Source organism: Mesohalobacter halotolerans (assembly GCF_006120725.1).
Taxonomy (GTDB): domain Bacteria; phylum Bacteroidota; class Bacteroidia; order Flavobacteriales; family Flavobacteriaceae; genus Psychroflexus; species Psychroflexus halotolerans.
On record NZ_SWMU01000003.1, the window covers coordinates 183673 to 208531 of the forward strand.

Genomic DNA, 24859 nt, shown 5'->3' on the forward strand with positions numbered 1-24859 from the left:
TCACGTTTCAACCTATCAGTCCTTTGATAAAAATCTGTGAGGTTTTGAAACCTTGCCGACTTCTTGTCTTTGGGTAATATGTTATTAAAACCCATTAACACATTGTCTAATAGCAACCAAGCGAGTTAATAAACCTTCTAAAAGACTTAAATCCAACATATTTGCGCCATCACTTTTTGCTTCAGCAGGATTAAAGTGGGTCTCTATAAATAGACCGTCAACATTATTCACCACACCAGCTCTGGCAATAGTTTCTATCATATCCGGTCTGCCGCCTGTTACACCTGATGACTGATTAGGCTGTTGTAGGGAGTGCGTAACGTCCAAAACCGTAGGTGCATATTGCTTCATCGTGGGAATACCTCGCATATCCACAATCAAATCTTGATAGCCAAACATACTACCACGGTCGGTGACCCAAACCTTATCGCTAACACTATCTTTAACTTTTTGAACGGCATGCTGCATACTTTCCGGACTCATAAACTGTCCTTTTTTAAGGTTAACATATTTCCCGGTTTTAGCTGCGGCAACAACCAAATCTGTTTGTCTCACAAGAAACGCTGGAATTTGAAGCACATCAACATATTCAGCGGCCATAGCCGCATCACTTTCTTTGTGAATATCAGTTAGCGTTGGCACATCAAAAGTTTCAGAGACTTTTCTTAATATTTTTAAAGCCTTTTCATCGCCTATACCGGTAAAGCTATCAATCCGACTACGATTGGCTTTTTTAAAACTGCCTTTAAAAATATAAGGGATGTTGAGTTTATCCGTGATGCTAACGACTTTTTCGGCTATTTGCAAAGCCATATCTTCACCTTCTATGGCACAAGGTCCTGCAATAAGAAAGAAATTATTAGAATCAGTATGTTTGAGTTTATTCATGATGTAAAATTTTAATAAAGCATTGGGCAACAATTCAATTAATAAGTTATATTAAATCTTTAGCATTTAAACCTCACAGGTTTTAAAAACCTGTGAGGTCTTGAAAGTCAATTAGTTTTGTAATCTGAATATTGCATATTGTTTATTATCGTATTTTTTACTAAAATATTAAATTCAATCGCTAAGAAACATTAACGTCGAGTATTTTTTTATAAACTACTTTACAAAGAACTGTATCACAAAAAACAACAATGCAATTCCAAAAGTCGATAAAGCTACTTTTTTAAGCTCTTGATCTAATTGCTTTGGGTTTTCATTTTTTTGAACAAATATCAAATGTTTAATTAATAAAAACATCGTTATCATGCTCAGATAAATCCATTTTGAAAAACCTGCTACCGTATAAAATCCAATCAAACTTAAAATTCCAAAACCAATCAATAAAGTATGATAATATTTGGCTTTGAGTTGACCTAAAGCTACCACGAGCGTGTTTTTCCCTGCATTTTTATCGGAGTTAATGTCGCGCATATTATTGAGGTTTAAAACAGCTGCGCTAAGCAAACCAATGCCCGCACCACCGAGATAAATTTGCCAATCTATCGTTTTGGCATGCAACACGTAAGAACCACAAACGCTCACTAATCCAAAAAACAAAAAGACAAAAACATCTCCAAAGCCACGATAACCATAAGCAGAGTCACCAACTGTGTATTTGATAGCAGCCCAAATCGCAATAAGGCCTAAGATAAAAAATGTAAAACTCATCAAGGCATTGTCAAACCCAAAGGCAACTAAAATAAGACCAGCTGCTGAAAAAAAACTCAACATAGATGTGATGATTAATCCTGTTTTAAATTCTGGTTTTGTGATTTTACCGCTTTGATAAGCCCGTTGTGGTCCCAAGCGTTCATCATTATCTGTGCCTTTTACACCGTCGCCATAGTCGTTGGCGAAATTGGACAAAATTTGAAATAATAAAGTTGTTAAAATGGCCAGAAAAAATATTAAGCTATCAAAACAATCGTGATAAACAGCATAACCGCTTCCAACTAATATCCCAGATACCGATAAAGGCAATGTCCTTAATCTAGCTGCGTCAATCCAAGCTGAAATCTTTGAATCCGCCATTTAAATGCCTGTATAATTAAACGGTGTAATTTGTTTGAGTTCTGCTTTTATTTTATCAGAAACCTCTAGAGTCTCTATAAATTCAGCTATACTTTTAGCATTAATTTCAGTATTAGTTCGGGTTAAAGCTTTAAGCGTTTCGTACGGATTTGGGTAGTTTTCACGTCTCAAAATCGTTTGAATGGCTTCTGCGACAACCGCCCAGTTGTCTTCTAAATCTTGATGAATGGCTTTTTCATTTAATAGTAACTTATCTAAACCTTTTAAAGTGGACTTGATGGCGACAAGTGTATGGGCAAACGGCATACCAATATTGCGTAAAACCGTGCTATCCGTTAAATCACGCTGCAATCGACTGATAGGAAGTTTAGCGGAAAGGTGTTCAAACACCGCGTTGGCAATTCCAAGATTACCCTCACTATTTTCAAAATCTATCGGGTTGACTTTATGTGGCATGGCAGATGACCCGACTTCACCTTTTTTGATTTTTTGTTTAAAATAACCCATTGAAATATAAGACCAAACGTCTCTGTCTAAATCTATAATGATAGTATTGATGCGCTTCATCACATCAAACAAAGCGGCAAGATTATCGTAATGTTCGATTTGAGTGGTTGGGAATGAATAGGATAATCCTAAATAATTTTCAGTAAAATTTTTACCAAATGCTTTCCAATCTTCTTTAGGAAAAGCTAAATGATGGGCATTAAAATTTCCTGTAGCGCCACCAAATTTAGCAGAAAATGGCACTTGTAATAAATGCTTTTTTTGTTCGAGTAGTCTGACGGCAAATACCTTAATTTCTTTACCTAATCTTGTTGGCGATGCTGGTTGACCATGGGTCTTTGCTAGCATTGGCACGTCTTCCCATGTTTCTGATAATTCTAATAACTTAGTGATTATTTCATCTAAAAATTTAAGATAAACCGAGTCGGTTGCTTCTTTAAGTGATAGTGGTATACTCGTGTTATTAATATCTTGAGAAGTGAGGCCAAAATGGATAAATTCTTTAGAATTGGCTAAACCTAAGTGTTCAAATTTGTCTTTGAGAAAATATTCAACCGCTTTGACATCGTGATTTGTCGTCTTTTCTATGGTTTTGATAGATTCAGCATGAGACATTTCAAAATTTTGATATATCTTTCTTAGTTCATCTTTCTGATTTTGATTTAATGGGTTTAAGCTACTTAAACCTAAATCTGAGAGTGCGATAAAATACTCTACTTCTACTCTAACCCGATAGCGAATCAGCGCAAATTCACTAAAAAAGTCATTAAGTTCTGAGGTTTTAGATTGGTAGCGACCATCAATTGGCGAAATGGCATTTAATGCACTCATAAGTAACAATATTAATTTTTGAGTAAAATTGATTTTAATTTTTGCATGCCAGCCGTAGCTGATGTTGCAAAAATACGAAGATTTTCGCTTTCATTGATGCCAGGTTTTGGGTCAATGAGGTAAATAGGAATATCTTGATGTGCATAGTCCATCAAACCGGCAGCAGGATAAACTTGTAATGATGTTCCAATCACGATGAGAACATCTGCAGTTTTAACAATTTCGATGGCGTTTTGCATCATTGGAACGGCTTCACCAAACCAAACCACATGCGGCCTGAGTTGATTGCCTTTCTCATCAGTATCGCCCATTTGTAAATCGTCTTTCCATTCTATTAAATGATTGGGGTTATTGACTGGTCTGACTTTAAACAACTCTCCATGAAGATGAGTTACTTTTGTGCTTCCTGCGCTTTCATGTAAATTATCTACATTTTGGGTCACAATTTCAATATCAAAATATGCTTCTAAATCAGCTAAAATTTGATGGGCTGTATTGGGCTTTACCGTTTTGAGTTGGCGTCGTCTTTGGTTGTAAAAATCTAAAACCAAATGCGGATTTGCTTCAAAAGCTTGTGGCGTTGCCACTTCTGTTACATCATGACCTTCCCATAAACCGTCGGCGTCTCTAAAAGTTTTTAAACCACTTTCAGCACTGATTCCTGCACCAGATAGCACAACAATTTTTGAAGGCTTTGAACTCATTCCGGATTTATCGCTTTGTAGTTTTCGTAGCAATTACTAATGGCATCTAGTAATTGTAGATCATTAGCATTTTTAATGTAATCTTGCGAATAGTTGCAACGCTTAAGTATTTTTTCAATATCTGAAACAGAAATTTGCAATACTGCAGATAAAGTTTCCCGATTATACTTATCTACAAGTAGATCTCTAATGGATTTATCTTCTTTCATTTGCCTCAACTTTTTCATTTGTTGAGGCTTTTTGCCAAATACATTGTAGAGCAAATCAGTAGGGTTGAATATGGCGTCTAAAGTTTTTGAAAAAGAGCTTTTTTGATAATTACCACCTTCATACCCATAATCTAGTCCGGATATTTGATAGGTAAAATTATCGTATACCGGAATATTTTTAGCATCAATCTCTAGATAACCCGTTAACTTTATATTTCTAACGGTAACCTCTTCTAAGGCAATAGCGACTTCCGTCATTTTGACTTTAACCTCACCGTATTTTATCCAGTCTTCAGTGACTTTGACTTGCATAGATTTAAAACCAACGAAAGAGAAATACAAGGTATCGTTGATAGAAGCCTTGATGTTAAATTTACCTTCACGATTGGATACGGTGCCTTTAACGGTATTGATATTAATAACATTAGCATTGTAGAGCGGTTTATCATTTGCCGCGTTTAGAATTTGTCCTTTAATTTTATAGGACTCTTGATCTTGGGCAAAGACAAGACAACTTGTAAAGACTAAAAAAAATATATATGCCATTAATTTCATCCGTCTAAAATAATTAAATAGAAGTGATATTGAAATTTATCTTATAGACTTAAAGCAAAATTAACAGATTAACGATTTCGACGTCGCTCTATTGATTTATTTCGGTTGTTGCTTCTACCTTTTCTATGTGTCTTAGATTTTGAGTTATTTTTGCGTTTAAAATTGCCTTTTTTACGACTTTTCCCTTTATCCTTAGTGATTTCGACATTAACTGATCTCCCATTATGTTGAAAATTTTCAAACGTTTTAAAAACTTTATCCGTTTGAGACTTAGGCGTGTTAAAAAATGAGAACGTTCCTTTAACGTCCACTTTTCCAACCTCATCGCGACCTAAGTTCAAGTTTTCTTTCAAGAAATCTTTGAGAGACATCCAGTTGAAACCATCTTTTTCCCCAAGATTAATAAAATATCGGTTTTCATTACCAAAAGATTTACTGCCTTGAGATTTGTCTTTATGAGCTGTATTTTCTAATTGTTCTACACTTGGTGCGTTTTTATAATAATTGTAAAAACGTGTAAATTCTACACTAAAGAATTTTTTAATTAATTCATTTTTATCTAAGTCTGCTAAGACTTCCTGAAGTTTTGGTAATATAAAATCTATATCGTGATTAACTTCTGTATTTTTAATATTTTCTGCGAGATAAAACATTTGGCTTTCACAGATTTCTTCTGAGGTTGGCAATTTTTCTGCCTTGAAGCTTTGACCTATAATGCGTTCAATACTTTTAATTTTACGTTGCTCACTTTTGGTTATGATGACAAAAGATTTTCCGGTTTTACCGGCTCGCCCTGTTCTACCGCTTCGGTGCGTATAGATTTCGGTTTCATCAGGCAGTTGATAATTGATTACGTGTGTGATATCATCGACGTCTATACCTCTTGCAGCAACATCGGTTGCAACAAGCATTTGTACTTGTTTGTTTCTAAAACTTTTCATCACCAAATCGCGTTGGTTTTGGCTCAAGTCCCCATGAAGTGCGGCGGCGTTATAGCCATCTTCAATGAGTTTTTCTGCGACTTTTTGGGTGTCTCGCTTAGTTCTACAAAATACTACTGCATATACATCTGGATTGGCATCAACTAGTCGTTTTAAGGCGTTGTAGCGGTCTCTAGCACTAACTGTAAAATAAGAATGGCTTACATTTTTTGTAGACATATTACGTTGACCAACGGTAATTTCTACAGGTTTGTTCATAAATTTTTTAGCGATGCCTGAAACTTCTTTAGGCATTGTTGCGCTAAATAACCATGTGCTTTTTTCTTTTGGACTGTGAGATAAAATTTCAGTGATATCTTCATAAAAGCCCATGTTGAGCATTTCGTCGGCTTCGTCTAATACGCAATATTCAATTTTTGAAATATCTATGATTTTTCTTTTAATCATGTCTTTCATCCGACCCGGTGTCGCGACAATGATTTGTGCACCACGATTAATTTGTTTGGCTTGATCTTGCAAGCTTGCCCCGCCGTAAATGGCAACAATATTGAGTTTGTCAATATATTTGGCGTATTGTTCTAATTCGCTGGTGATCTGTAAACACAATTCTCGCGTTGGGGATAAAATTAAGCCTTGTGTAGTTTTTGTATTAGTATCTGTGTGTTGAAGCAAAGGAAAACCAAAAGCTGCCGTTTTACCTGTGCCTGTTTGGGCTAGCGCAACCAAGTCGGTTTTTTGCTCTAAAAGTATCGGAATACTCTTGATTTGTACATCACTTGGCGTTTCAAAACCTAAGTCGGTAATGGCTTTAAGAAGATTGTCTTGTAAGCCTAAAGAAGAAAAATTTGTCATAAAAATAAAATGAGTGCAAAGATAGCGGAATATAATTGTAAATCACTATGATTTAAGAACTTTCATTTTAAATATAGTTCTAATAATATTTTAAGCGTTCTGGTAAATAAGTTTTAAAGTCTTAGTATTGCACATTATATAATATTACTTATTATGAAAACTGTTTTAATTACCGGTTCCACTAGTGGCATAGGTCTGGCAACAGCCCAAAAATTAGCCCACGAGGGTGACTTTAAGCTCATTGTATGCGGAAGGAGAAAAGAAAGACTTACAAAACTTACAAACCAATTAAAGTCTAATGTAAAAATTACAAGTTTAAACTTTGATGTCAGAGACAAAAAAGCTGTCATAAAATCCTTAGAATCGCTACCTAATGACTTTAAAGCAATTGATGTTCTCATTAATAACGCTGGAAATGCACACGGCTTAGATTATATTCAGGATGGTAGCTTGGAAGATTGGGATGCTATGATTGATATCAATGTCAAAGGTTTGTTGTATGTTTCTAAACCCATTATCAAATCTATGCTCAAAAAACAAAGTGGGCATATTATAAATATTGGCTCAACAGCTGGCAAAGAAGTATATCCAAAAGGCAATGTCTACTGTGCGAGTAAACACGCTGTAGACGCCCTTAATCAGGCCATGAGAATAGATTTGAACAAACACGGTATTCGAGTAGGAGCAATCAATCCCGGCTTGGTTGAAACTGAGTTTAGTGAAGTTCGCTTTAAGGGTGATCGTCAAAGAGCATCATCAGTATATGAAGGCTAACAAGCATTAAAGCCTGAAGACATTGCAGATATTGTCTATTTTTGTATCACAAGACCATATCATGTTAATATTGCGGATTTAGTGGTATTTCCCTCAGCACAGGCAAGTAGTACAATTATAAATAAGCATCTTAAATAAACGTAATTTAGAAATTATGTCGCTTCAAGTCTTTGAAAATCAAATTTTAACTATTTAGCTTTAAAATTTGTTTTGTAATTTTTGGGGGCAAAATCAAAAGAAAAATAAACTTGCAAAAACCATAAGTGTTAAAATAAACAAAGCTGAAAATACATAGAAAAATGAACTTATAAAAGTCTTGAGTACAGTTTTGACAACTCCTTGCTGGTAGAAACGTTTTTTGGCCACAATTAAGTAATAGATAAAGCCCAAGGAAAATATTCCTAAAAATTCGTAATCAATCAATACAACTACTAATTCATAAACGATAAGAAGTATAAAAAAAACAGTGGACTGAATGTAGTTAAAAATCAAGTGTCCAGTATAGGTAAATGCACGTCGTAGATAAAGAAGTTTAGAAAAAACTGTAAAAACAGGTATGAAAAAAAAAGTAAAAAAAGGTAATTTTGGAAAGAGGTAATCAAAAAAGTCCTGTGGTTCATTTAAAAATTTATAAAATGATTTTTCAATAATAAATTTTAATTTAGAATAGTAAGTATCATCTATCTGAAATTTTACTTGGGCTTCTTCAAACGTAATATCCTGATTTTTTTTAAGTAAATCTTTAAGACGTCCGGATTGGTTAATTTTTGTTGTATCAACTTCAACTTTATCTAATTCTTCGACATCATTAATATCCAAATTTTTTGACAAACCTTCGATATCATCTTTGACGAGGTAAGAGGATAAAATAAAGAACAAAATGGCCATACTGATAAAAAATCGAAAAGGATTGACATAGCTCACCCGTTTACCAGAAATATATTCCTGTGCTAACTTCCCGGGTGATACAAATATGAGTTTGATACTTTTAAAAAGCTTTGAATCATAAGAAAACAATCCAGCTAGATATTCTGCAAGCATTTGTTTTACAGTGAGTTCTTCCTTTGAGTTTAACTGACCACAATTTGAACAATATCGGTCTGAAACATCAAGTTGATGTCCACAATTTAAACAAACTTCACCTCTATGGCTTCTTAATGATTTTGTCATTTTCAAAGCAAATTTAAACAATATGCTAAATTATCTCATAACTTATTTTAATATTATAAATAAATTTCATTAATATTAATTTATATTCTTATTAACATTAAATAATAGTAATACTTTTATATTAGCGATTTTATTTTTGCTAAATGGAAAGTTTACTATCATCTTTAAAATTAAATATAAGCTCGTGTCTGTATTTAAAAGATCCTGAGAGCTCAGAATTAGGCCATAAGATACTCTCAAAAAGTATTGAAATGATACATGAATTAGGGATAGAAAGTTTTAATTTTAAAAAATTAGGACAACAAATAGATTCAAATGAAAGCTCTATCTACAGGTATTTTGAAAATAAGTACAGGTTACTTCAATACCTGTCAGCAATGTATTGGGGAATCATAGAATACAGGCTGGTAATCGAGACCAATGCGATTGAAGATTGTTCTAAAAAGCTTTTAATGGCTATAAAAATCCTAACTTTAAAGCCAAAAGGTATAGACTCTTATTCAGATTTTGATCAACTTAAATTAAGAGACATCATTATTGAAGAGTTTACAAAATCTTATCATCACAAAGACATCGATAGTGATAATGAAGACGGTAATTTTAAAATATATAAACGTTTAATTCTAAGAATAGTTGAAATGATTAATAATGTTGACCCTTCTTATAATTTTCCAAAAGCTTTAGCTTGTCACATTGTAGAAGGTGCACTTCAACAGTATTACATTCAAAGACATTTTAAATCCTTGACTGATCGTAAAGCTGAAACTCAGGTTTACAAATTTTATAAAGACATGATTTTAAAGGTTTTAAACCCTAAACATTAATTGATTATGACACCTTGGACAAGATTATTAAATTTATTAAAGCTTGAACGCAAAGACATACTTAAAATTTTGCTTTACGCCGTTTTTGCTGGTCTAGTAGGATTATCTCTTCCTCTTGGGGTTCAAGCTACTATCAATCTTGTTGTTGGAGGGCAATTTAATGCATCAATAATAATTTTGATCAGTTTGGTTCTTCTCGGAGTAATTTTTCAAGGGATTTTAAGGTATATGCAGCTTAGAGTTGCTGAAGACTTACAACAACGCATCTACACTAGAGCTTCCTTTGAGTTTATCTACAGATTTCCTCGAATAAAGTCACAGGCTCTCGATGGGTATTACGCACCAGAATTAGCAAATCGATTTTTTGATACCATGGTCATACAAAAAGGCTTACCAAAAATTCTGATTGATTTCTCGGCTTCATTGTTGCAGATTATTTTTGGTTTAATACTCTTATCCTTTTACCATCCCTTCTTTATTTTGTTCGGTTTTGTTCTCGTCATATTATTATATGTCGTTTTTAAGTACAGTGTCCCTTTGGGTGTTCAAACCAGTCTAGATGAATCGAGCTGTAAGTATAGAAATGCGCATTGGATTGAAGAAATTGCAAGAAGCTACGAAAGCTTTAAAGTTTCTGATAGTTTCTCATTATCGTCAAAAAAGAATGACGAATTAGCCATAGATTATCTCAACGCAAGAGAAAGTCACTTCTCCATTTTAAAGCTTCAGTTTTTTAAAATGATTGGATTTAAAACCATTGTCACTGCTGGTTTACTGATAATTGGTGGTTTACTGGTTATCAATCAACAGATGAATATTGGGCAATTTGTAGCTGCCGAAATTGTTATCCTATTGATGATAAACTCTGTTGAAAAGCTCATTTTAGGCCTTGAAAATGTTTATGATGTATTGACTTCAATCGAAAAAATTGGTAAAATCACAGATATGCCCTTGGAAGAAAAAGTTGTAAACCAACCTTTTAATAAAACTAAGGATTTAAGGTTAGAGCTTGTGAATTTGAATTTAGAATTCACAAGATCTAATAAAAAAGTATTAACAGACATCAATCTCAATATCGAGCCCAAATCACATGTACTTATCACGGGGCAAAGTGGTTCGGGTAAAACCTCCTTACTTAAAATTATTGCTGGGCTCATACCGCCAAGTGATGGACAATTGCTCATTAATGATATAAATATTAAAAATATAAACAATGAACATTATCGCTCATTTATAGGTCATGTTTTTCCAAACAACCTTCCTTTTGATGGCAGTATTGAAGAAAACATTACATTTAACAACCCCGAGATTGAGGAGAAAAAAGTTAAAGAAGTTTGTTCGGTTTTAGGCTTAGATAATTTTATAAAAGCACAACCCAAAGGACTGCAAACCAATATTTCAACTGATGGTAAGCAATTATCCTATACCATGAGTAAAAAGATAATTTTGGCCAGGGCGCTAGTATCTGAACCAAAATTATTAATCTTAAAAGATCCTTTAGATGAATTTGATGTCAAAGAAATCAAAACCATTATAAAATATTTATTTGACCCTAAACAACCCTGGACAATATTGGTTGCCAGTAGAAATGCTATTTGGAAAGAGTATTGCGAACGTGTCATTTATTTAGAAAACGGTAAAATAAAATAATTCATGCTCAACATATCTAAATACAAACTCAATAAAGAAGAAGACCTTAGCAGGTATGATTCGATGAAATTTGTCAATTTCAAGAACAGGTATATTACCTTTAATAAAATTATGACTACTATAGGAATTGTATTTCTTATTTTTATGTTTTTGCCTTGGACACAAAATGTTAGAGGCACAGGTTATGTCACAACCCTAAACCCCAGTGAAAGGCCACAATCTATACAATCTGCCATACCGGGACGAATTGAAAAATGGTATGTTGGCGAAGGTGATGAAGTTGAAAAAGGCGACACAATAGTATTTATTTCTGAAATTAAAAGTGAATACTTAAACCCACAACTTCTTGATCGAACCAAAGCTCAGATTACTTCAAAGATTTTTTCTCAAAGCTCATATACCGAAAAAGCAGAGCAACTTACTAGGCAAATTGTGGCTTTAAAACAAGAACGAGAACTAAAACTCGAACAAACCAAAAATAAATTGCAACAAGCCAAGCTGCAGGTAAAAAGTGATAGTATAGATTTAGAAGCCGCTAAAACCCAAATTAGTATTGCTCAGCGTCAGTATGATCGTATAAATCAATTGGAAGCAGAAGGTCTAAAATCTCGAACAGATTTAGAAAATAAAAAATTAAAACTCCAAGAAAGTCAGGCAAAACTGATATCTCAACAAAATAAACTTTTATCCAGTCGGAATAAAGTTTTAAATGCTCAAATAGAAATATCAACGATACAAACAAATTACGAAAACAAAATTTCTAAAGCCGAAAGCGATCGTCAATCTGCGCTTTCAGGTCAATATGATGCCCAAGCAGAAGTTAACAAGTTAGAAAACGAATTGTCAAATTACACTTTAAGAACAGACTTAAGATACATTAAAGCCCCTCAAGATGGTTTTATCAATAGGGCTATTCAAAAAGGGATTGGTGAAACCTTTAAAGAAGGTGCAGAAATAGTAAGCATTATGCCAACTGAAATTGATTTGGCTGTAGAGACCTATGTAAGACCTATTGATTTGCCTCTTATGCATCCAGGCGAAGAAGTTAGAATTATATTTGATGGCTGGCCGGCAATATTCTTTTCGGGTTGGCCAAATCTTTCTTATGGAACTTATGGCGGCAAAATTGTTGCTGTAGAAAGAAGCATAGATCCAGCAAAAGGCAAATACAGAGTGTTAATAAAACCTGATGAAAATCAAACGAATTGGCCAGATGTGATCAGGGCAGGTTCTGGAGCTAAAACACTTGCACTGCTTAAAGATGTCCCAATTTGGTATGAAATATGGAGACAAATTAATGGTTTCCCACCAGATTATTATTTGCCAACAAAACAAAATACCAACTCGGATAAAAACCAAAACACCAAGAAGTAATGCGTATCACCTTGCTTTGTTTATTGCTGGCTGTAAGTACTTACGGACAAACCCAAAGCGATTTAGGTATTCTAGGACTAGAAGAATATTTGGGTTGGGTAAAGCAGTACCATCCTGTTGCTAAGCAAGCTGATTTGAGAATCTCAGAAGCTCAAGCTCAGTTGCTGAGAGCTCGAGGGGCTTTTGATCCAAAAATAGAGATTGATTGGGATAACAAAGATTTTGACGAAAAAGAATACTACAACATTCTAAACTCAAGCTTTAAAATTCCGACTTGGTTTGGTATTGAACTAGCCGCTGGTTTTGAAAGAAACTCAGGCGTCTTACTTAACCCACAAAATAACGTCCCGGAAAATGGCTTGTATAAAGCGGGTATTTCAGTCCCACTAGGTCAAGGTCTGTTTATCAATAAGAGGATGGCTGGTCTTCGACAGGCAAAAATACTTCAAAATCTCAATGAAGCAGAGCGCCAAATGGAAGTTAATAAAGTACTATACGAAGCTAGTTTAGCCTATTTTGAGTGGTATGTAGCCAACAAGGAAGTCCAACTCTTTGAAAATACGCTAGAACAAGCTGAGATAAGATTTAACGGCATTAGACAAAGTGCTTTAGCTGGAGATTTACCTGCTATTGATACTTTAGAAGCTGGTATCATCAAAAAAAATAGAGCCTTAAGTTTAGAACGCGCTAATCTAAAATTAATTGAAAAGCGTTTAGAACTTTCTAACTTTTTGTGGATAGACGATAATGTCCCGGTAGAATTAAATCCTGATATCTCACCTGAAGACCTCAACAATACAGATGTTGATGCAATTTTACAAACCAACCTTATTGTTTTAGAAGATTATGATCTCAATTCTCATCCAAAACTTAGGGCCTTAAATTACAAATTAGATCAACTCAATATTGAGCGAAGACTTAAAGCTGAAATGCTCAAACCCCAATTAGATATTGAATATAATTTTATCAATGAAAATATAAGTAATATTGACAACTATGATATTGGTGAGTATACTTTTGGGGTCTACTTTAAGCTACCTATTTTTTTGAGAAAAGAAAGAGGTGAGTTAAATCTTACAAAAGCCAAAGTTCAACAAACCGAATTTGAGTTAGACTTGGTAAATACTCAAATCACAAACAAAATCAGTCAAATAGAAAATCAAATATTGTCTTATCAGAGACAAGTCACTGCAAGCCAGGACATCGCAAATGACAATCAAGCCCTACTCGAAGGAGAAGAACGGAAGTTCAGCTTTGGAGAAAGTTCTGTATTTCTACTTAACCAAAGAGAAGTTAAATATATAGAAGCCCAACTCAAATACATCGAAACACTAAACAAGTTACTTAACTCAAGAGCCAAGTTATTCAACATTTTAGCACTAGAGTTATAGGTCTTTTACATCAGATACATCTTGGTATTGCGGCCATGATGATGGTCGCTCAAAATCCTGACCTGATATCAAAATTTTTGCACTTGGGTATTTTAATTTTATTTGCTTCCATGTCGTATCTTCCCAATTAGTTTTATCATAAATGTGTAGTTTGGCACCTTTCATTTTGCCAGAAACCGCCTTACCAATTAAAGGCCACCACAAGCTTTCAGTTTCTCTATCCCAAAAAACAAACCCATCTTTACCATCCCAAATATCAGGATCATAGTACGTATAACCGCTTAACCCAAAAGTAAAAACTTTATCGCCATAATCTCGCTTATAAATAGCGCCGAGGTCTGCCAGAACACAATAGGCTGCCATAATGGGCTTGCCATTCAATTTGTCGTTTACAATTTCGTGTCTTGTTAAATCCTGAATGCTGTATGCTTTAACTTCATCACCAGATTTTGCAACTAAAAAACGATCACTATCATCCCAGTGTTTGTCTGCTTTTTGAATACTTGTAAATTTAGGTTTTAATAAGGCTGGAAAGGCTTCTCGTCCTAAGCCATAATGAAATTGATCTTCTTCCAAAGATAAATTAGAAACATTAAAATGCTGATTTTCTTTTTGGCCACCATAAAGCAGGCGTTTACCATCTTCGTTAAAAAATTTTCCCAACTCAACCGAAACGGGTCGCTGTCGATTTTGAGCAATTAAGGATGTACTCAAAAGAAGTATCAAAATAGAACCAATAGTTTTCATAGCTTAATGTTTATGTATACTGTCGAATAATTAATGAATAAATTACTTTATTTTAAATAAACCTAAAATTTGAGTGAATATAATTACTTTTGAAAAAAAACAAATTGGATAATATCAACATAAAAAAGGTAACTTCAAACATGGCAGACTTGTTAAAGCAAGTGCCGTCGTCTATGGAAATCATCAAGGACGATAAATATAAAGATAAGCGATTCCGTTATTTAGCAGAACACATGATAAATAAAGCCATGGAGCGTGATGCTCTTATTGTCAGTGAAGACTATAATGGGATTGCTATTCTATTTGAAGAAGGTGATAACAAAACATCGTTTTGGAATGAAATGGTCACAGATTTAAAACTGGCCATAAACGTTACCGGTATAGCAAAAGGTTTGAAAGCTTTGAAAACTCAAGGTTACGTCAAAAAACAAAGGCCAAAACACAAAAAACACCTATACTGCTGGTTTTGGGGTATTATGCCTGAAGGACGTGATGTTGATGACAAGCGCATAGCCTACAAAATGAAAGATCAGATTATTGCAAAATCTCACGAAACCGGATTGCCTATCTATGCAGAAACACGAATAAAACGCGTTTATATTGTTTACAGACGCTACAAATTTGAATGTTTTCACAAATGGCAACACCCAAGCGGTGATACAATGTATTTTATGAAGTACGAACCACCTCAATCATGACTTTTGACTAAATTGTTCTACATCTTTTACTGTAATAGTATCTCCTCCTAAAATTATTAGGCGTTCAATAACATTTCTCAACTCTCTGATATTACCAGTCCATTGATATTCTTTTAATACTTCCAATGCTTTGCTTTCAATAGTTTTCGGAGTGACGCCTTGTTCATTTGCAATAGTTTTTAAAAAGTGGGCTACAAGTGATGGAATATCTTCAGGTCTTTCATTTAATGAGGGGACAGGAATCATAATTACAGCTAAGCGATGATAAAGATCTTCCCTGAATTTCTTCTCTTTGATTTCTTGTTTTAAGTCCTTATTGGTAGCTGCGATGACACGGACGTCAACTTTGATATCCTTATCACTCCCAACACGTTGAATTTTATTTTCCTGTAAGGCTCTAAGGACTTTTGCTTGAGCAGATAAACTCATATCTCCGACTTCATCAAGAAATAAAGTACCGCCATTGGCAGCTTCAAATTTTCCTGCTCTACTTTTATTCGCTGAGGTAAACGCACCTTTGAGATGCCCAAACAATTCACTTTCTATTAATTCAGAAGGTATAGCTGCACAATTGACCTCTACCATTGGTGACTTAGAGCGTTCACTTTTTTGATGAATCCAATGTGCCACTAACTCTTTGCCAGTACCATTTTCACCTGTGATTAAAACCCTGGCATCGGTTGGCGCAACTTTATCAATCATAGATTTTATGCCTTTCATCGCATCAGATTCTCCTATCATTTCATATTTTTTACTGACTTTGCGCTTGAGAGATTTATTTTCTGTAGCTAATTTATTGTGGTCTAATGCAATTTTTACGGTTTGTAACAGGCGGTTTAAATCTGGTGGTTTAGAGATATAGTCAAAAGCACCTTTGCGCATGGTTTCTACAGCAGTTTCAAGATCGCCATGACCTGAAATCATCACAATGGGTAATTCAGGATGTTCAGCTTTGGTTTTTTCTAAAACTTCAATCCCATCCATTTTAGGCATCTTAATGTCGCATAATATTAAATCAAAATCTTGATTTTTAATTAATTCTATAGCTTCGACGCCATTAGAAGCCACTTCAATCTGGTATTTTGAATCGTCTTCTTTCAGGATTTTTACGAGTACGCGTCTTATGGCTTCTTCATCTTCTACAATAAGTAATTTTGACATTTTAGTAAACTTTAAATTTGAGTCCAAATCTGAAATATATACTATTTTTATCATTTATAGTAAAAATGTCGTCTGCATCTTCATCTCGTAATCTAATATCATTGATTAGTGTATAACCAGAGTATGCATAAAAACTAAAATTGTCTGTAAATTTATATTGATAACCTAACCCTGACAGCGCAACCAACATAGACAGTTCTGAAGCCTGCTCAGTGACATTATTCCTCGTAATGGCAATATCTTTTTGAACATTGGCGTAAAACCCATCTAAGGTTACAAAAACTTGCATAATGTGTTTAGGAGTAAATAAATACTTGATATTAGATTTGGGAACCCCTAAGGTATAAGTGAATTTTGAATTTACTTCTTTAAAATAATTGACAAATGGGAGTGGGAAAGGCGTTCCTGCATTGGTATTAAACGTTAGGCCTAATATTAACCTAGCTTTCTTTTTGGTTTTGGTTTTTGGTCGAGATTTAATCACATATACAGAGCCATTAAATAGCACATCGTCTGAAGTTAGAGTCGATTGAAAATTTGATGTAGCGACGACGCCGGCTTCTACAGCATATCGCCAATTTTCTTTGAACTTTCTGAGGTAAGCTAAATTTAGCTTATAATACTGGAACCGATCAAGGTTTTGGGTATTAAAAGCGACTTCATCATTAAACTGAAATTCAACATTTTGATATTCTATACCAGGAATTAAATAATCTTCATGTTTAAGTTTAATGGGATAATTAAAAAAAGTTTTAAAGCGTCTGAATGAATTATCAGAATCACGTTGTGGGAACCAGGTATATTCAACTCTTGCGATATCAGAAGATTGAGCAAATATGAATGGCATAAATATTAGAAAACTTAAAGTGCTTAAGCAAAATCTCATTACATAGCATTTTACATCGGATTGATTGAACTGCAATTAATTTTCTTTTAAAACAAAACCCATCCGAAAACAAACGTTTAAGGATGGGAAAAAATTGCTATGAAAAAGAAAAAACATCACTAATACACTTAGTGATGTTCAAATATAAATAAAAATATGTTAAATTTAACATTTAAGAAAACATATCCTTGACCTTTTCAAAAAAGGATTTATCAGATGTATTGGGCTTAGGCTGAAAGTTTTCAGCATTTTGCTGACTTTCAAAAAATTGTTGTTGTTCGCGATTTAAATTTTGAGGTGTCCAAACGTTGACATGAACTAATAAGTCACCTGTTCTATATCTATTGAGGTTTGGAAGACCTTTAGATTTTAATCTGAGTATTTTTCCGCTTTGAACACCAGGTTCTATTTTGATGCGTACTTTACCAGACACCGTTTCTATTTCTTTAGACACGCCGAGTGCTGCTTCAGAAAAACTAATATAAAGATCGTAATGCAGATTTTCACCATCTCTTTTGAGTAAACTGTGCTCCTCTACTTCTATCAAAACAATAAGGTCTCCAGCTACACCACTTCCCGGCGCCTCATTTCCTTTTCCTGACACCTTGAGTTGCATCCCATCTTCAACACCAGCTGGAATTTTGATAGATACTAATTCTTCCTCTACTTTAAGACCATGAGCATCAGTACCAGCTCCTTTTTGATCAATAATTTGACCGCTACCTTGACAAGCACTACAAGGCGAAGCCGTCTGCATTCTGCCCAGAATAGTGTTGGTCACTCGTGTAACTTGCCCTGAACCACCACAGGTTGGACAAGTTTTGTATGATGTATCAGCAGATTTCTTCTTTCTTTTAACTTTTATTTTTTTCTCAACGCCTTTAGCGACGTCTTGAAGTGATAACTTGACACGTATTCTCAGGTTGCTCCCTTTGGAACGTCCTTGACGGCCAAATCCTCCGAAGCCAGAAAATCCACCTCCACCTGAACCCCCAAAAGCTGAACCGAAAATATCACCAAATTGACTGAATATATCATCCATATCCATGCCACCACCACTAAATCCACCGCTTCCGTCAAAAGCAGAGTGACCAAATTGGTCGTATTTCGCTTTTTTCTCAGGATTACTTAATACCTCATAAGCCTCGGCAGCTTTTTTAAACATAGTCTCAGCCCCGGCATCATCTGGATTTTTATCGGGATGATATTTTATGGCTAGTTTTCTATATGCTTTTTTAATTTCAGCCGCAGATGCATTTTTATCTACACCTAAAATATCATAATAATCTTCTTTCATCTAATTAGTTTTTTTGGTCTGTTCCAAATTAAAGTAACACCTATTTGCCAGTGACAACTTTAGGAAATCTTATTATTTTTTCACCTAAAGTGTAGCCTCTTTCTACAACATCTACAATTTTTCCTTTCATAGATTTGTCTGGTGCAGGTATTTGAGTTACGGCTTCATGGATGTCACCATCAAAGGTATCGCCTTCTTTGACATTCATAGGTTCTAAGCCTTTTGACCTAAGTGTTTCTCTCAATTTGTTATTAATGAGCTCAACTCCTTCAATAAGGTTTTTGTCTTTAGATTTATTGATTTCTTTTAATGCTCTGTCAAAATCATCCAAAACAGGCAACATAGCTTGCATGAGCTCTTGTGAAGCAGTTTTAAATAATTCTAAACGCTCTTTACTTGTTCTTCTTTTGTAATTCTCAAATTCAGCGAACAGTCTTAAGTATTTATCTTTTTGTTTTTCCACATCTAGCTGAAGTTGCTCTTCTTTTGTCAGAGATTCTTCTGCTTGATCATCTGCTGAGCTCTCCTGTGAAGTGTTTTTATCATCAACCTCATTTTGCGTCTTAGAATCAGCTTCATTTTTTGGGGTATCCTGTGATTTTGACGCTTTATTTTTAGCTTTTGAATTGTGTTCTTTAGACGAAGATTGTTTTGTGCTTTTTTTATCCTTGTCTAAAGCTTCATCTTTTATTGTTGTATTTTCTTTTTTCATACTAATTAATTATATTATATTTTAAATTGTCAAATCAATTGCCAAGACAACTTTTATGTCAAATTGTCATCATTTTAAAGATTCGCAAAATTAAGTATTTTTACTTCAATTAAAATTTTAATTCATATGAAAAAGTCATTAAACTTTATCTGTCTATTAACCTTATTCAACGTTGCAATAGGGTGTAAAACTGATGAAAAAAAAGAAAAAATATCAAAACCAGAACCTGCTTTAAATGTTTCAGGACAATTTGAAGTTGATGAAGATTCGTCTATAATTAATTGGGTGGGCTCAAAACCTACAGGAGAACACAATGGTTCTATGAAGGTTCAGTCTGGCGAAATGGAACTTAAAGAGGGTAAATTAGTTTCAGGTAAGTTTACCATTGCGATGAAAAGTATAGTAGTTGAAGATTTAAAAGGTCAAGACAAAATTGACTTAGAAAACCATTTAAAAGGTACTGTAGAAGGTAAGGAAGATCACTTTTTTAATATTAAAAAGTATCCTAAAGCGTACTTTAAAATCAAATCAGTAGAGCCTTATAAAAATAAATTCAAAATAAAAGGCGATTTAGAACTCAAAGGGGCGATAAATTCTGTTGAATTTGTTTCTGAGATTAAATTTGGAAATGATATGCAAGCTGTAAAAATCTTAAGTGAGCAATTTAAGATCGATAGAACCAAATGGGGCATCTCGTTTATGTCACAATCAGTTTTTGATGACTTGAAAGATAAATTTATCAGTGATGAGATTTTACTTCAAATATATATAAAGGCCTTTAAAGTATAAATTGTAGTAATCTCAAAAATAAAAAACTGTCTCAAAACTTATTGCGTATGAAACAAGTTCAAATTGCAAAAAAGTTTTGAGACAGCTGAGTTGAATTTAAGCTTCTCCTGTCGGACCAAAATTCATTGGTATATTGTGTTGTTGTTTTTGGTCCTCCTTTATCTCTCCATGCGAACTTTCGTAGCGCTTGATGTTTTCAGATAAAGCCCTCAGTAAACGCTTAGCATGTTGTGGAGCTAAAACCATTCTAGATTTAACTTTAGATTTTGGAACACCTGGCATAACGCTTACAAAATCAAGTACAAATTCTGTAGATGAGTGATTTATAATCACTAAGTTACTATAAGTCCCATTAGCGATATTTTCATCTAATTGAATATTGAGTTGATTTTTTTTGGCTTTCTCGTCTTTGCTCATAGCGTTTTTAATTTAAGTTTACACTAACATTTGGTTGCATGTCTTCAGGTTTTAGCATATTGTCGAGTTCTTCTTCAGAACCAACGATAATGTCGTCAAATTCTCTTAAGCCAGTACCTGCTGGTATTTTGTGGCCTACAATAACATTTTCTTTCAAGCCTTCAAGTTTATCTATTTTACCACTTACAGCCGCTTCGTTAAGCACTTTTGTCGTCTCTTGGAAAGATGCTGCAGAGATAAATGACTTGGTTTGTAGTGATGCCCTTGTAATACCTTGCAATACAGGCATAGCTGTTGCTGATTCAGCATCTCTAGCATCAACTAGATTCTTGTCTTCACGTTTTAAGATAGAGTTTTCATCTCTTAATTCGCGTAATGTGACAATTTGACCAGCTTTTAGAGTTTCACTATCACCTGGATCTTCAACAACTTTTTTGCCAAAGATATTATCGTTTTCCTCTATAAAATCAAGTTTATGTACCAATTGATTTTCTAGGAATGTCGTATCGCCAGAATCTTTGATTTTGACTTTTTGCATCATCTGTCTGACAACAACTTCAAAGTGCTTATCATTAATCTGAACACCTTGCAGTCTATAGACTTCTTGAACTTCATTTACTAAGTATTGCTGTACAGCACTTGGCCCTTTGATATTCAATATATCATTAGGTGTCACAGAACCATCTGAAAGCGGCATTCCAGCTCTCACATAATCATTTTCTTGTACTAAAATTTGATTGGATAGTTTAACCAAATATTTCTTTGTCTCTCCAAGTTTAGACTCAATGATGATTTCACGGTTTCCTCGTTTGATCTTACCGAAAGACACAACACCATCAATCTCGCTTACGACAGCTGGATTAGAAGGGTTACGTGCTTCAAACAATTCTGTCAATCTTGGTAAACCACCAGTGATATCACCAGCTTTAGAAGAGCTTCTTGGTATTTTTACCAAAATTTTACCTTCTTTAATTTTCTCTTCATCATTCACGATCAAGTGAGCGCCAACCGGCAAATTGTAAGATCTTATATTTTCACCTTTTGTATTTAAAATATGAAGTGTTGGGATCTTGCGCTTGTTTTTAGATTCAGTAATTACCTTTTCTTGAAATCCTGTTTGTTCATCAGTTTCAATTTGATAGGTTAAACCTTGTTCGATGTTTTCAAACTTGACTTGACCTGCAAATTCTGATATGATAACACCATTGTATGGATCCCATTTACAAATCACATCACCTTTTTTGACAGTATCGCCAGGTTTAATAAATAATTGAGAACCGTAAGGAATTACATTTGTAGATAAAACTATTCCAGCTTTTTTATCAACTATTTTGAGTTCTGAAGTTCTGGAAATGACAATTTTAATATCATTGCCTTCATTGTCTTTACTGTTGACAGTTTTTAAGTCTTCAATTTCGGCTTTTCCATCGAAATTAGCTTCAAGTTTATTATCTTCAGAAATGTTTCCTGCAATACCACCTACGTGGAATGTTCTAAGGGTTAACTGTGTACCAGGCTCACCAATAGACTGGGCAGCTATAACACCAACAGCTTCACCTTTTTGAACAGTTTTTCCGGTAGATAAATTTCTACCATAACATTTCACACAAATTCCTTTTTTAGATTCGCATGACAGTGGTGATCTAACCTCAATACTGTTTAATGCAGAATTTTCTACCATTTCTGCTTTGTCTTCAGTAATTTCTTCACCGGCTTTTAAAATCTCTTCACCACTTATTGGATCAGCAACGTCATTCAGTGAAGTTCTACCTACAATTCTTTCACCTAATGTTTCTACAACTTCGTCATTTTTCTTCAGGGCAGAAACTTCAATACCTCTTAACGTACCACAGTCTTCTTCTCTGACGATTACGTCCTGAGATACATCAACTAGTCTTCTTGTTAAGTATCCTGCATCTGCGGTTTTTAATGCCGTATCGGCAAGTCCTTTTCGGGCACCGTGTGTGGAAATAAAGTATTCTAAAATTGATAGTCCTTCTTTAAAGTTAGATAAAATTGGGTTTTCAATTATTTCTCCACCTCCGGAAGTTGATTTTTTTGGCTTAGCCATCAAACCTCTCATACCGGTAAGTTGTCTAATTTGTTCTTTAGAACCACGGGCACCTGAATCGAGCATCATATATACAGAGTTGAAACCTTGCTTATCTTCAGATATACGTTTCATAGCGAGCTCGGTCAAATTGGCATTGGTAGCCGTCCAAATATCAATAACCTGATTATATCTTTCATTATTGGTGATAAGTCCCATGTTGTAATTTCCAACAATAGTATCAACTTGAGCGTTGGCTTCATCGATCAATTGTTGTTTTTCTTCAGGAATAATGATATCACCTAAAGAAAAGGATAATCCACCTTTAAAAGCATAATTATAACCTAAGCTTTTAATTTTATCAAGGAATTCAGCCGTTTCAGGAACGCTAGTCTTCTTAATTACTGCACCAATGACGTTTCTCAATGCCTTCTTGGTAAGAACCTCATTGACGTAACCAACTTGTTCTGGTAAGTGTTCATTAAAAATAACTCTTCCTACTGTGGTTTCTATAATCTTATGAGTTTTTTCAGATTCAGGATTATTGTCCTTAACTCTAACTTTAATTGATGAATTAAGTTCAACTTTACCTTCATTTAAAGCTATATTAACCTCTTCAAAAGAATAAAATGTTAGTCCTTCACCTTTTACCTTATAATCTTTGTCTGACTTACGTTCTTTTGTCATGTAATATAAACCAAGAACCATATCTTGAGAAGGTACGGTAATAGGAGATCCATTTGCTGGATTTAAAATATTATGAGAAGCCAGCATTAATAGTTGTGCTTCTAAAATTGCTTCAGGGCCTAATGGTAAGTGCACAGCCATTTGATCTCCATCAAAATCTGCATTAAATGCAGTACATGCTAATGGGTGAAGCTGAATCGCCTTACCTTCTATTAGTTTAGGTTGAAATGCTTGTATACCTAATCTGTGTAATGTTGGAGCACGGTTAAGTAAAACAGGGTGACCTTTTAGTACATTTTCTAAAATATCCCAGACGATAGGTTCTTTTTTGTCTATTATCTTTTTTGCAGATTTTACAGTTTTTACGACGCCTCTTTCTATCAATTTTCTGATTATAAATGGCTTGTAAAGCTCTGCAGCCATATCTTTTGGTAAGCCACATTCATACATACTCAACTCCGGTCCAACGACAATAACTGAACGCGCAGAATAATCTACACGTTTACCTAATAAGTTTTGTCTAAAGCGACCTTGCTTTCCTTTTAATGAATCTGAAAGTGATTTTAATGGCCTGTTGGAGTCAGTTTTTACTGCAGACGATTTTCTGGTATTATCAAATAATGAGTCTACAGATTCCTGAAGCATACGCTTTTCATTTCTAAGAATGACTTCAGGCGCTTTTATCTCCATTAAACGCTTTAAACGGTTGTTTCTGATAATAACTCGTCTGTACAAATCGTTAAGATCTGAAGTTGCAAAACGTCCGCCATCAAGTGGAACCAAAGGTCTTAGTTCTGGTGGAATAACAGGAATAACTTTCATAATCATCCATTCCGGATTATTATTTCGATTATTTTTAGAGTCTCTTAAAGCTTCAACAACTTGAAGTCTTTTTAGAGCTTCAGTCTTTCTCTGTTTAGAAGTTTCGTGATTGGCTTTATGTCGAAGGTCATAAGAAAGCTCATCAAGATCTATACGCTTAAGAATTTCAATCAAACACTCAGCGCCCATTTTGGCGATAAACTTGTTCGGGTCATCATCTTCTAAGTATTGATTTTCTTGAGGTAAGCTATCTAAAATGTTGAGGTATTCTTCTTCGGTGAGAAAATCCATTTTTTGTAATGATTCTCCATCTTCATTTTTTGCCTCACCTGGTTGAATCACCACATATCTTTCGTAATAGATAATCATATCAAGCTTCTTCGATGGAATACCGAGAAGGTAACCTAACTTATTTGGTAAAGATCTAAAGTACCAAATGTGAGCTACAGGAACAACCAAATTGATGTGTCCAACTCGATCTCTTCTGACTTTCTTCTCTGTAACTTCAACACCACATCTATCACAAACGATACCTTTATATCGTATTCTTTTATATTTACCACAGGCGCATTCGTAATCTTTAACAGGGCCAAAGATGCGTTCACAGAACAAGCCATCTCTTTCCGGCTTGTGGGTTCTATAGTTTATGGTTTCTGGTTTTAAAACTTCACCTCTAGATTCACCAAGAATTTTTTCAGGTGAAGCTAAACCAATTGATATTTGATTAAATTTTGCTTGAGTATTCTTATCGTTATGTCTTGTCATTGTACAAGTTTAAAAGAATTAATTTTA

General features: G+C 34.3%; 20 protein-coding genes and 1 pseudogene. 7 read left to right on the forward strand and 14 right to left on the reverse strand.

Annotated elements, in window-relative coordinates; translation table 11 throughout:
* Positions 1 to 84: 84 nt before the first annotated feature.
* From kdsA to FCN74_RS08030, 6 genes are all read right to left on the reverse strand, one after another.
* Positions 85 to 888, reverse strand: coding sequence for a 3-deoxy-8-phosphooctulonate synthase (gene kdsA / locus FCN74_RS08010; RefSeq protein ID WP_138932081.1), 804 nt, complete (start codon positions 886 to 888; stop codon positions 85 to 87).
* A gap of 216 nt (positions 889 to 1104) precedes the next feature.
* Entirely contained in the window at positions 1105 to 2019 is a 915-nt protein-coding gene (menA, locus tag FCN74_RS12075; protein WP_171047142.1) for a 1,4-dihydroxy-2-naphthoate octaprenyltransferase, read from the reverse strand.
* The gene (purB, locus tag FCN74_RS12080; RefSeq protein ID WP_171047143.1) at positions 2020 to 3357 is read right to left on the reverse strand and encodes an adenylosuccinate lyase; all 1338 of its coding nucleotides are present in this window, start codon (positions 3355 to 3357) and stop codon (positions 2020 to 2022) included.
* A gap of 11 nt (positions 3358 to 3368) precedes the next feature.
* A complete protein-coding gene (locus FCN74_RS08020) occupies positions 3369 to 4061 on the reverse strand; it encodes an SIR2 family NAD-dependent protein deacylase (RefSeq protein ID WP_138932082.1) in 693 nt (230 codons plus the stop codon).
* Complete coding sequence (locus tag FCN74_RS08025) at positions 4058 to 4825, reverse strand: carboxypeptidase-like regulatory domain-containing protein (RefSeq protein WP_138932083.1); 768 nt, start codon at positions 4823 to 4825, stop codon at positions 4058 to 4060. Before FCN74_RS08025 ends, FCN74_RS08020 begins: the two co-directional genes overlap by 4 nt.
* A gap of 68 nt (positions 4826 to 4893) precedes the next feature.
* Positions 4894 to 6618 carry a DEAD/DEAH box helicase gene (locus FCN74_RS08030; protein ID WP_138932084.1) on the reverse strand — a complete coding sequence of 575 codons (1725 nt, stop codon included), beginning with the start codon at positions 6616 to 6618 and terminating at the stop codon, positions 4894 to 4896.
* Between the two features lie 153 nt (positions 6619 to 6771).
* Between FCN74_RS08030 and FCN74_RS08035 the strand changes: the two are divergent.
* A pseudogene (locus FCN74_RS08035) lies at positions 6772 to 7530 on the forward strand (SDR family NAD(P)-dependent oxidoreductase).
* Between the two features lie 93 nt (positions 7531 to 7623).
* Here the strand turns inward: FCN74_RS08035 and FCN74_RS08040 are convergent.
* On the reverse strand, positions 7624 to 8562 hold the full coding sequence (locus FCN74_RS08040; RefSeq protein ID WP_138932085.1) for a DUF3667 domain-containing protein: 939 nt from the start codon (positions 8560 to 8562) through the stop codon (positions 7624 to 7626).
* 143 nt (positions 8563 to 8705) lie between these two features.
* Between FCN74_RS08040 and FCN74_RS08045 the strand changes: the two genes are divergently transcribed.
* From FCN74_RS08045 to FCN74_RS08060, 4 genes are read left to right on the forward strand one after another with little or no spacing between them, the layout of a single operon-like run.
* Complete coding sequence (locus tag FCN74_RS08045; protein WP_138932086.1) at positions 8706 to 9386, forward strand: TetR family transcriptional regulator; 681 nt, start codon at positions 8706 to 8708, stop codon at positions 9384 to 9386.
* Between the two features lie 6 nt (positions 9387 to 9392).
* Positions 9393 to 11036, forward strand: a complete 1644-nt coding sequence (locus tag FCN74_RS08050; RefSeq protein ID WP_138932087.1) for a peptidase domain-containing ABC transporter — start codon at positions 9393 to 9395, stop codon at positions 11034 to 11036.
* 3 nt (positions 11037 to 11039) lie between these two features.
* A complete protein-coding gene (locus FCN74_RS08055; RefSeq protein WP_138932088.1) occupies positions 11040 to 12410 on the forward strand; it encodes an HlyD family secretion protein in 1371 nt (456 codons plus the stop codon).
* The gene (locus FCN74_RS08060; protein WP_138932089.1) at positions 12410 to 13801 is read left to right on the forward strand and encodes a TolC family protein; all 1392 of its coding nucleotides are present in this window, start codon (positions 12410 to 12412) and stop codon (positions 13799 to 13801) included. The genes FCN74_RS08055 and FCN74_RS08060 overlap by 1 nt, the downstream gene beginning before the upstream one ends.
* On the opposite strand, the gene FCN74_RS08065 is transcribed toward FCN74_RS08060, so the two are convergent.
* Complete coding sequence (locus FCN74_RS08065) at positions 13796 to 14548, reverse strand: DUF3179 domain-containing (seleno)protein (protein WP_138932090.1); 753 nt, start codon at positions 14546 to 14548, stop codon at positions 13796 to 13798. The two genes, FCN74_RS08060 and FCN74_RS08065, sit on opposite strands and share 6 nt — an antisense overlap.
* A 140-nt stretch (positions 14549 to 14688) precedes the next feature.
* Here FCN74_RS08065 and FCN74_RS08070 point away from each other — a divergent pair, with 140 nt between their 5' ends.
* The gene (locus FCN74_RS08070; RefSeq protein WP_138932404.1) at positions 14689 to 15246 is read left to right on the forward strand and encodes a hypothetical protein; all 558 of its coding nucleotides are present in this window, start codon (positions 14689 to 14691) and stop codon (positions 15244 to 15246) included.
* On the opposite strand, the gene FCN74_RS08075 is transcribed toward FCN74_RS08070, so the two are convergent.
* The 4 genes from FCN74_RS08075 to FCN74_RS08090 all read right to left on the reverse strand — a co-directional run bounded on the left by FCN74_RS08075 (position 15241) and on the right by FCN74_RS08090 (position 19302).
* Positions 15241 to 16407: a sigma-54-dependent transcriptional regulator gene (locus FCN74_RS08075; protein ID WP_138932091.1), complete on the reverse strand. Its 1167-nt coding sequence runs from the start codon at positions 16405 to 16407 to the stop codon at positions 15241 to 15243. The genes FCN74_RS08070 and FCN74_RS08075 overlap by 6 nt on opposite strands.
* Position 16408: 1 nt before the next feature.
* Positions 16409 to 17254, reverse strand: coding sequence for a DUF6268 family outer membrane beta-barrel protein (locus FCN74_RS08080; RefSeq protein ID WP_246062592.1), 846 nt, complete (start codon positions 17252 to 17254; stop codon positions 16409 to 16411).
* Positions 17255 to 17465: 211 nt separating this feature from the next.
* Complete coding sequence (gene dnaJ, locus FCN74_RS08085) at positions 17466 to 18590, reverse strand: molecular chaperone DnaJ (protein ID WP_138932093.1); 1125 nt, start codon at positions 18588 to 18590, stop codon at positions 17466 to 17468.
* Positions 18591 to 18630: 40 nt separating this feature from the next.
* Positions 18631 to 19302, reverse strand: a complete 672-nt coding sequence (locus FCN74_RS08090; protein ID WP_138932094.1) for a nucleotide exchange factor GrpE — start codon at positions 19300 to 19302, stop codon at positions 18631 to 18633.
* A 126-nt stretch (positions 19303 to 19428) separates the two neighbouring features.
* On the opposite strand from FCN74_RS08090, the gene FCN74_RS08095 reads away from it, so the two are divergent.
* The gene (locus tag FCN74_RS08095; RefSeq protein ID WP_138932095.1) at positions 19429 to 20091 is read left to right on the forward strand and encodes a YceI family protein; all 663 of its coding nucleotides are present in this window, start codon (positions 19429 to 19431) and stop codon (positions 20089 to 20091) included.
* A gap of 96 nt (positions 20092 to 20187) precedes the next feature.
* Here the strand turns inward: FCN74_RS08095 and FCN74_RS08100 are convergent, their stop codons facing one another.
* Together FCN74_RS08100 and rpoC are read right to left on the reverse strand one after the other, a co-directional pair.
* Entirely contained in the window at positions 20188 to 20508 is a 321-nt protein-coding gene (locus FCN74_RS08100) for a DUF3467 domain-containing protein (protein ID WP_138932096.1), read from the reverse strand.
* 7 nt (positions 20509 to 20515) lie between these two features.
* Positions 20516 to 24832, reverse strand: a complete 4317-nt coding sequence (rpoC, locus tag FCN74_RS08105; protein ID WP_138932097.1) for a DNA-directed RNA polymerase subunit beta' — start codon at positions 24830 to 24832, stop codon at positions 20516 to 20518.
* Positions 24833 to 24859 lie beyond the last annotated feature (27 nt).

What these genes read in the sequence shown, in the direction of transcription:
- FCN74_RS08100 (WP_138932096.1), bottom strand. Translation starts at nt 20,508, where the DNA reads ATGAGCAAAGACGAGAAAGCCAAAAAAAATCAACTCAATATTCAATTA.
- menA (WP_171047142.1), bottom strand. Translation starts at nt 2,019, where the DNA reads ATGGCGGATTCAAAGATTTCAGCTTGGATTGACGCAGCTAGATTAAGG.
- FCN74_RS08065 (WP_138932090.1), bottom strand. Translation starts at nt 14,548, where the DNA reads ATGAAAACTATTGGTTCTATTTTGATACTTCTTTTGAGTACATCCTTA.
- FCN74_RS08095 (WP_138932095.1), top strand. Translation starts at nt 19,429, where the DNA reads ATGAAAAAGTCATTAAACTTTATCTGTCTATTAACCTTATTCAACGTT.
- FCN74_RS08045 (WP_138932086.1), top strand. Translation starts at nt 8,706, where the DNA reads ATGGAAAGTTTACTATCATCTTTAAAATTAAATATAAGCTCGTGTCTG.
- kdsA (WP_138932081.1), bottom strand. Translation starts at nt 888, where the DNA reads ATGAATAAACTCAAACATACTGATTCTAATAATTTCTTTCTTATTGCA.
- FCN74_RS08070 (WP_138932404.1), top strand. Translation starts at nt 14,689, where the DNA reads ATGGCAGACTTGTTAAAGCAAGTGCCGTCGTCTATGGAAATCATCAAG.
- FCN74_RS08055 (WP_138932088.1), top strand. Translation starts at nt 11,040, where the DNA reads ATGCTCAACATATCTAAATACAAACTCAATAAAGAAGAAGACCTTAGC.
- FCN74_RS08020 (WP_138932082.1), bottom strand. Translation starts at nt 4,061, where the DNA reads ATGAGTTCAAAGCCTTCAAAAATTGTTGTGCTATCTGGTGCAGGAATC.
- FCN74_RS08030 (WP_138932084.1), bottom strand. Translation starts at nt 6,618, where the DNA reads ATGACAAATTTTTCTTCTTTAGGCTTACAAGACAATCTTCTTAAAGCC.
- FCN74_RS08090 (WP_138932094.1), bottom strand. Translation starts at nt 19,302, where the DNA reads ATGAAAAAAGAAAATACAACAATAAAAGATGAAGCTTTAGACAAGGAT.
- FCN74_RS08060 (WP_138932089.1), top strand. Translation starts at nt 12,410, where the DNA reads ATGCGTATCACCTTGCTTTGTTTATTGCTGGCTGTAAGTACTTACGGA.
- rpoC (WP_138932097.1), bottom strand. Translation starts at nt 24,832, where the DNA reads ATGACAAGACATAACGATAAGAATACTCAAGCAAAATTTAATCAAATA.
- FCN74_RS08050 (WP_138932087.1), top strand. Translation starts at nt 9,393, where the DNA reads ATGACACCTTGGACAAGATTATTAAATTTATTAAAGCTTGAACGCAAA.
- FCN74_RS08075 (WP_138932091.1), bottom strand. Translation starts at nt 16,407, where the DNA reads ATGTCAAAATTACTTATTGTAGAAGATGAAGAAGCCATAAGACGCGTA.
- FCN74_RS08025 (WP_138932083.1), bottom strand. Translation starts at nt 4,825, where the DNA reads ATGAAATTAATGGCATATATATTTTTTTTAGTCTTTACAAGTTGTCTT.
- FCN74_RS08040 (WP_138932085.1), bottom strand. Translation starts at nt 8,562, where the DNA reads ATGACAAAATCATTAAGAAGCCATAGAGGTGAAGTTTGTTTAAATTGT.
- dnaJ (WP_138932093.1), bottom strand. Translation starts at nt 18,590, where the DNA reads ATGAAAGAAGATTATTATGATATTTTAGGTGTAGATAAAAATGCATCT.
- purB (WP_171047143.1), bottom strand. Translation starts at nt 3,357, where the DNA reads ATGAGTGCATTAAATGCCATTTCGCCAATTGATGGTCGCTACCAATCT.
- FCN74_RS08080 (WP_246062592.1), bottom strand. Translation starts at nt 17,254, where the DNA reads ATGCCATTCATATTTGCTCAATCTTCTGATATCGCAAGAGTTGAATAT.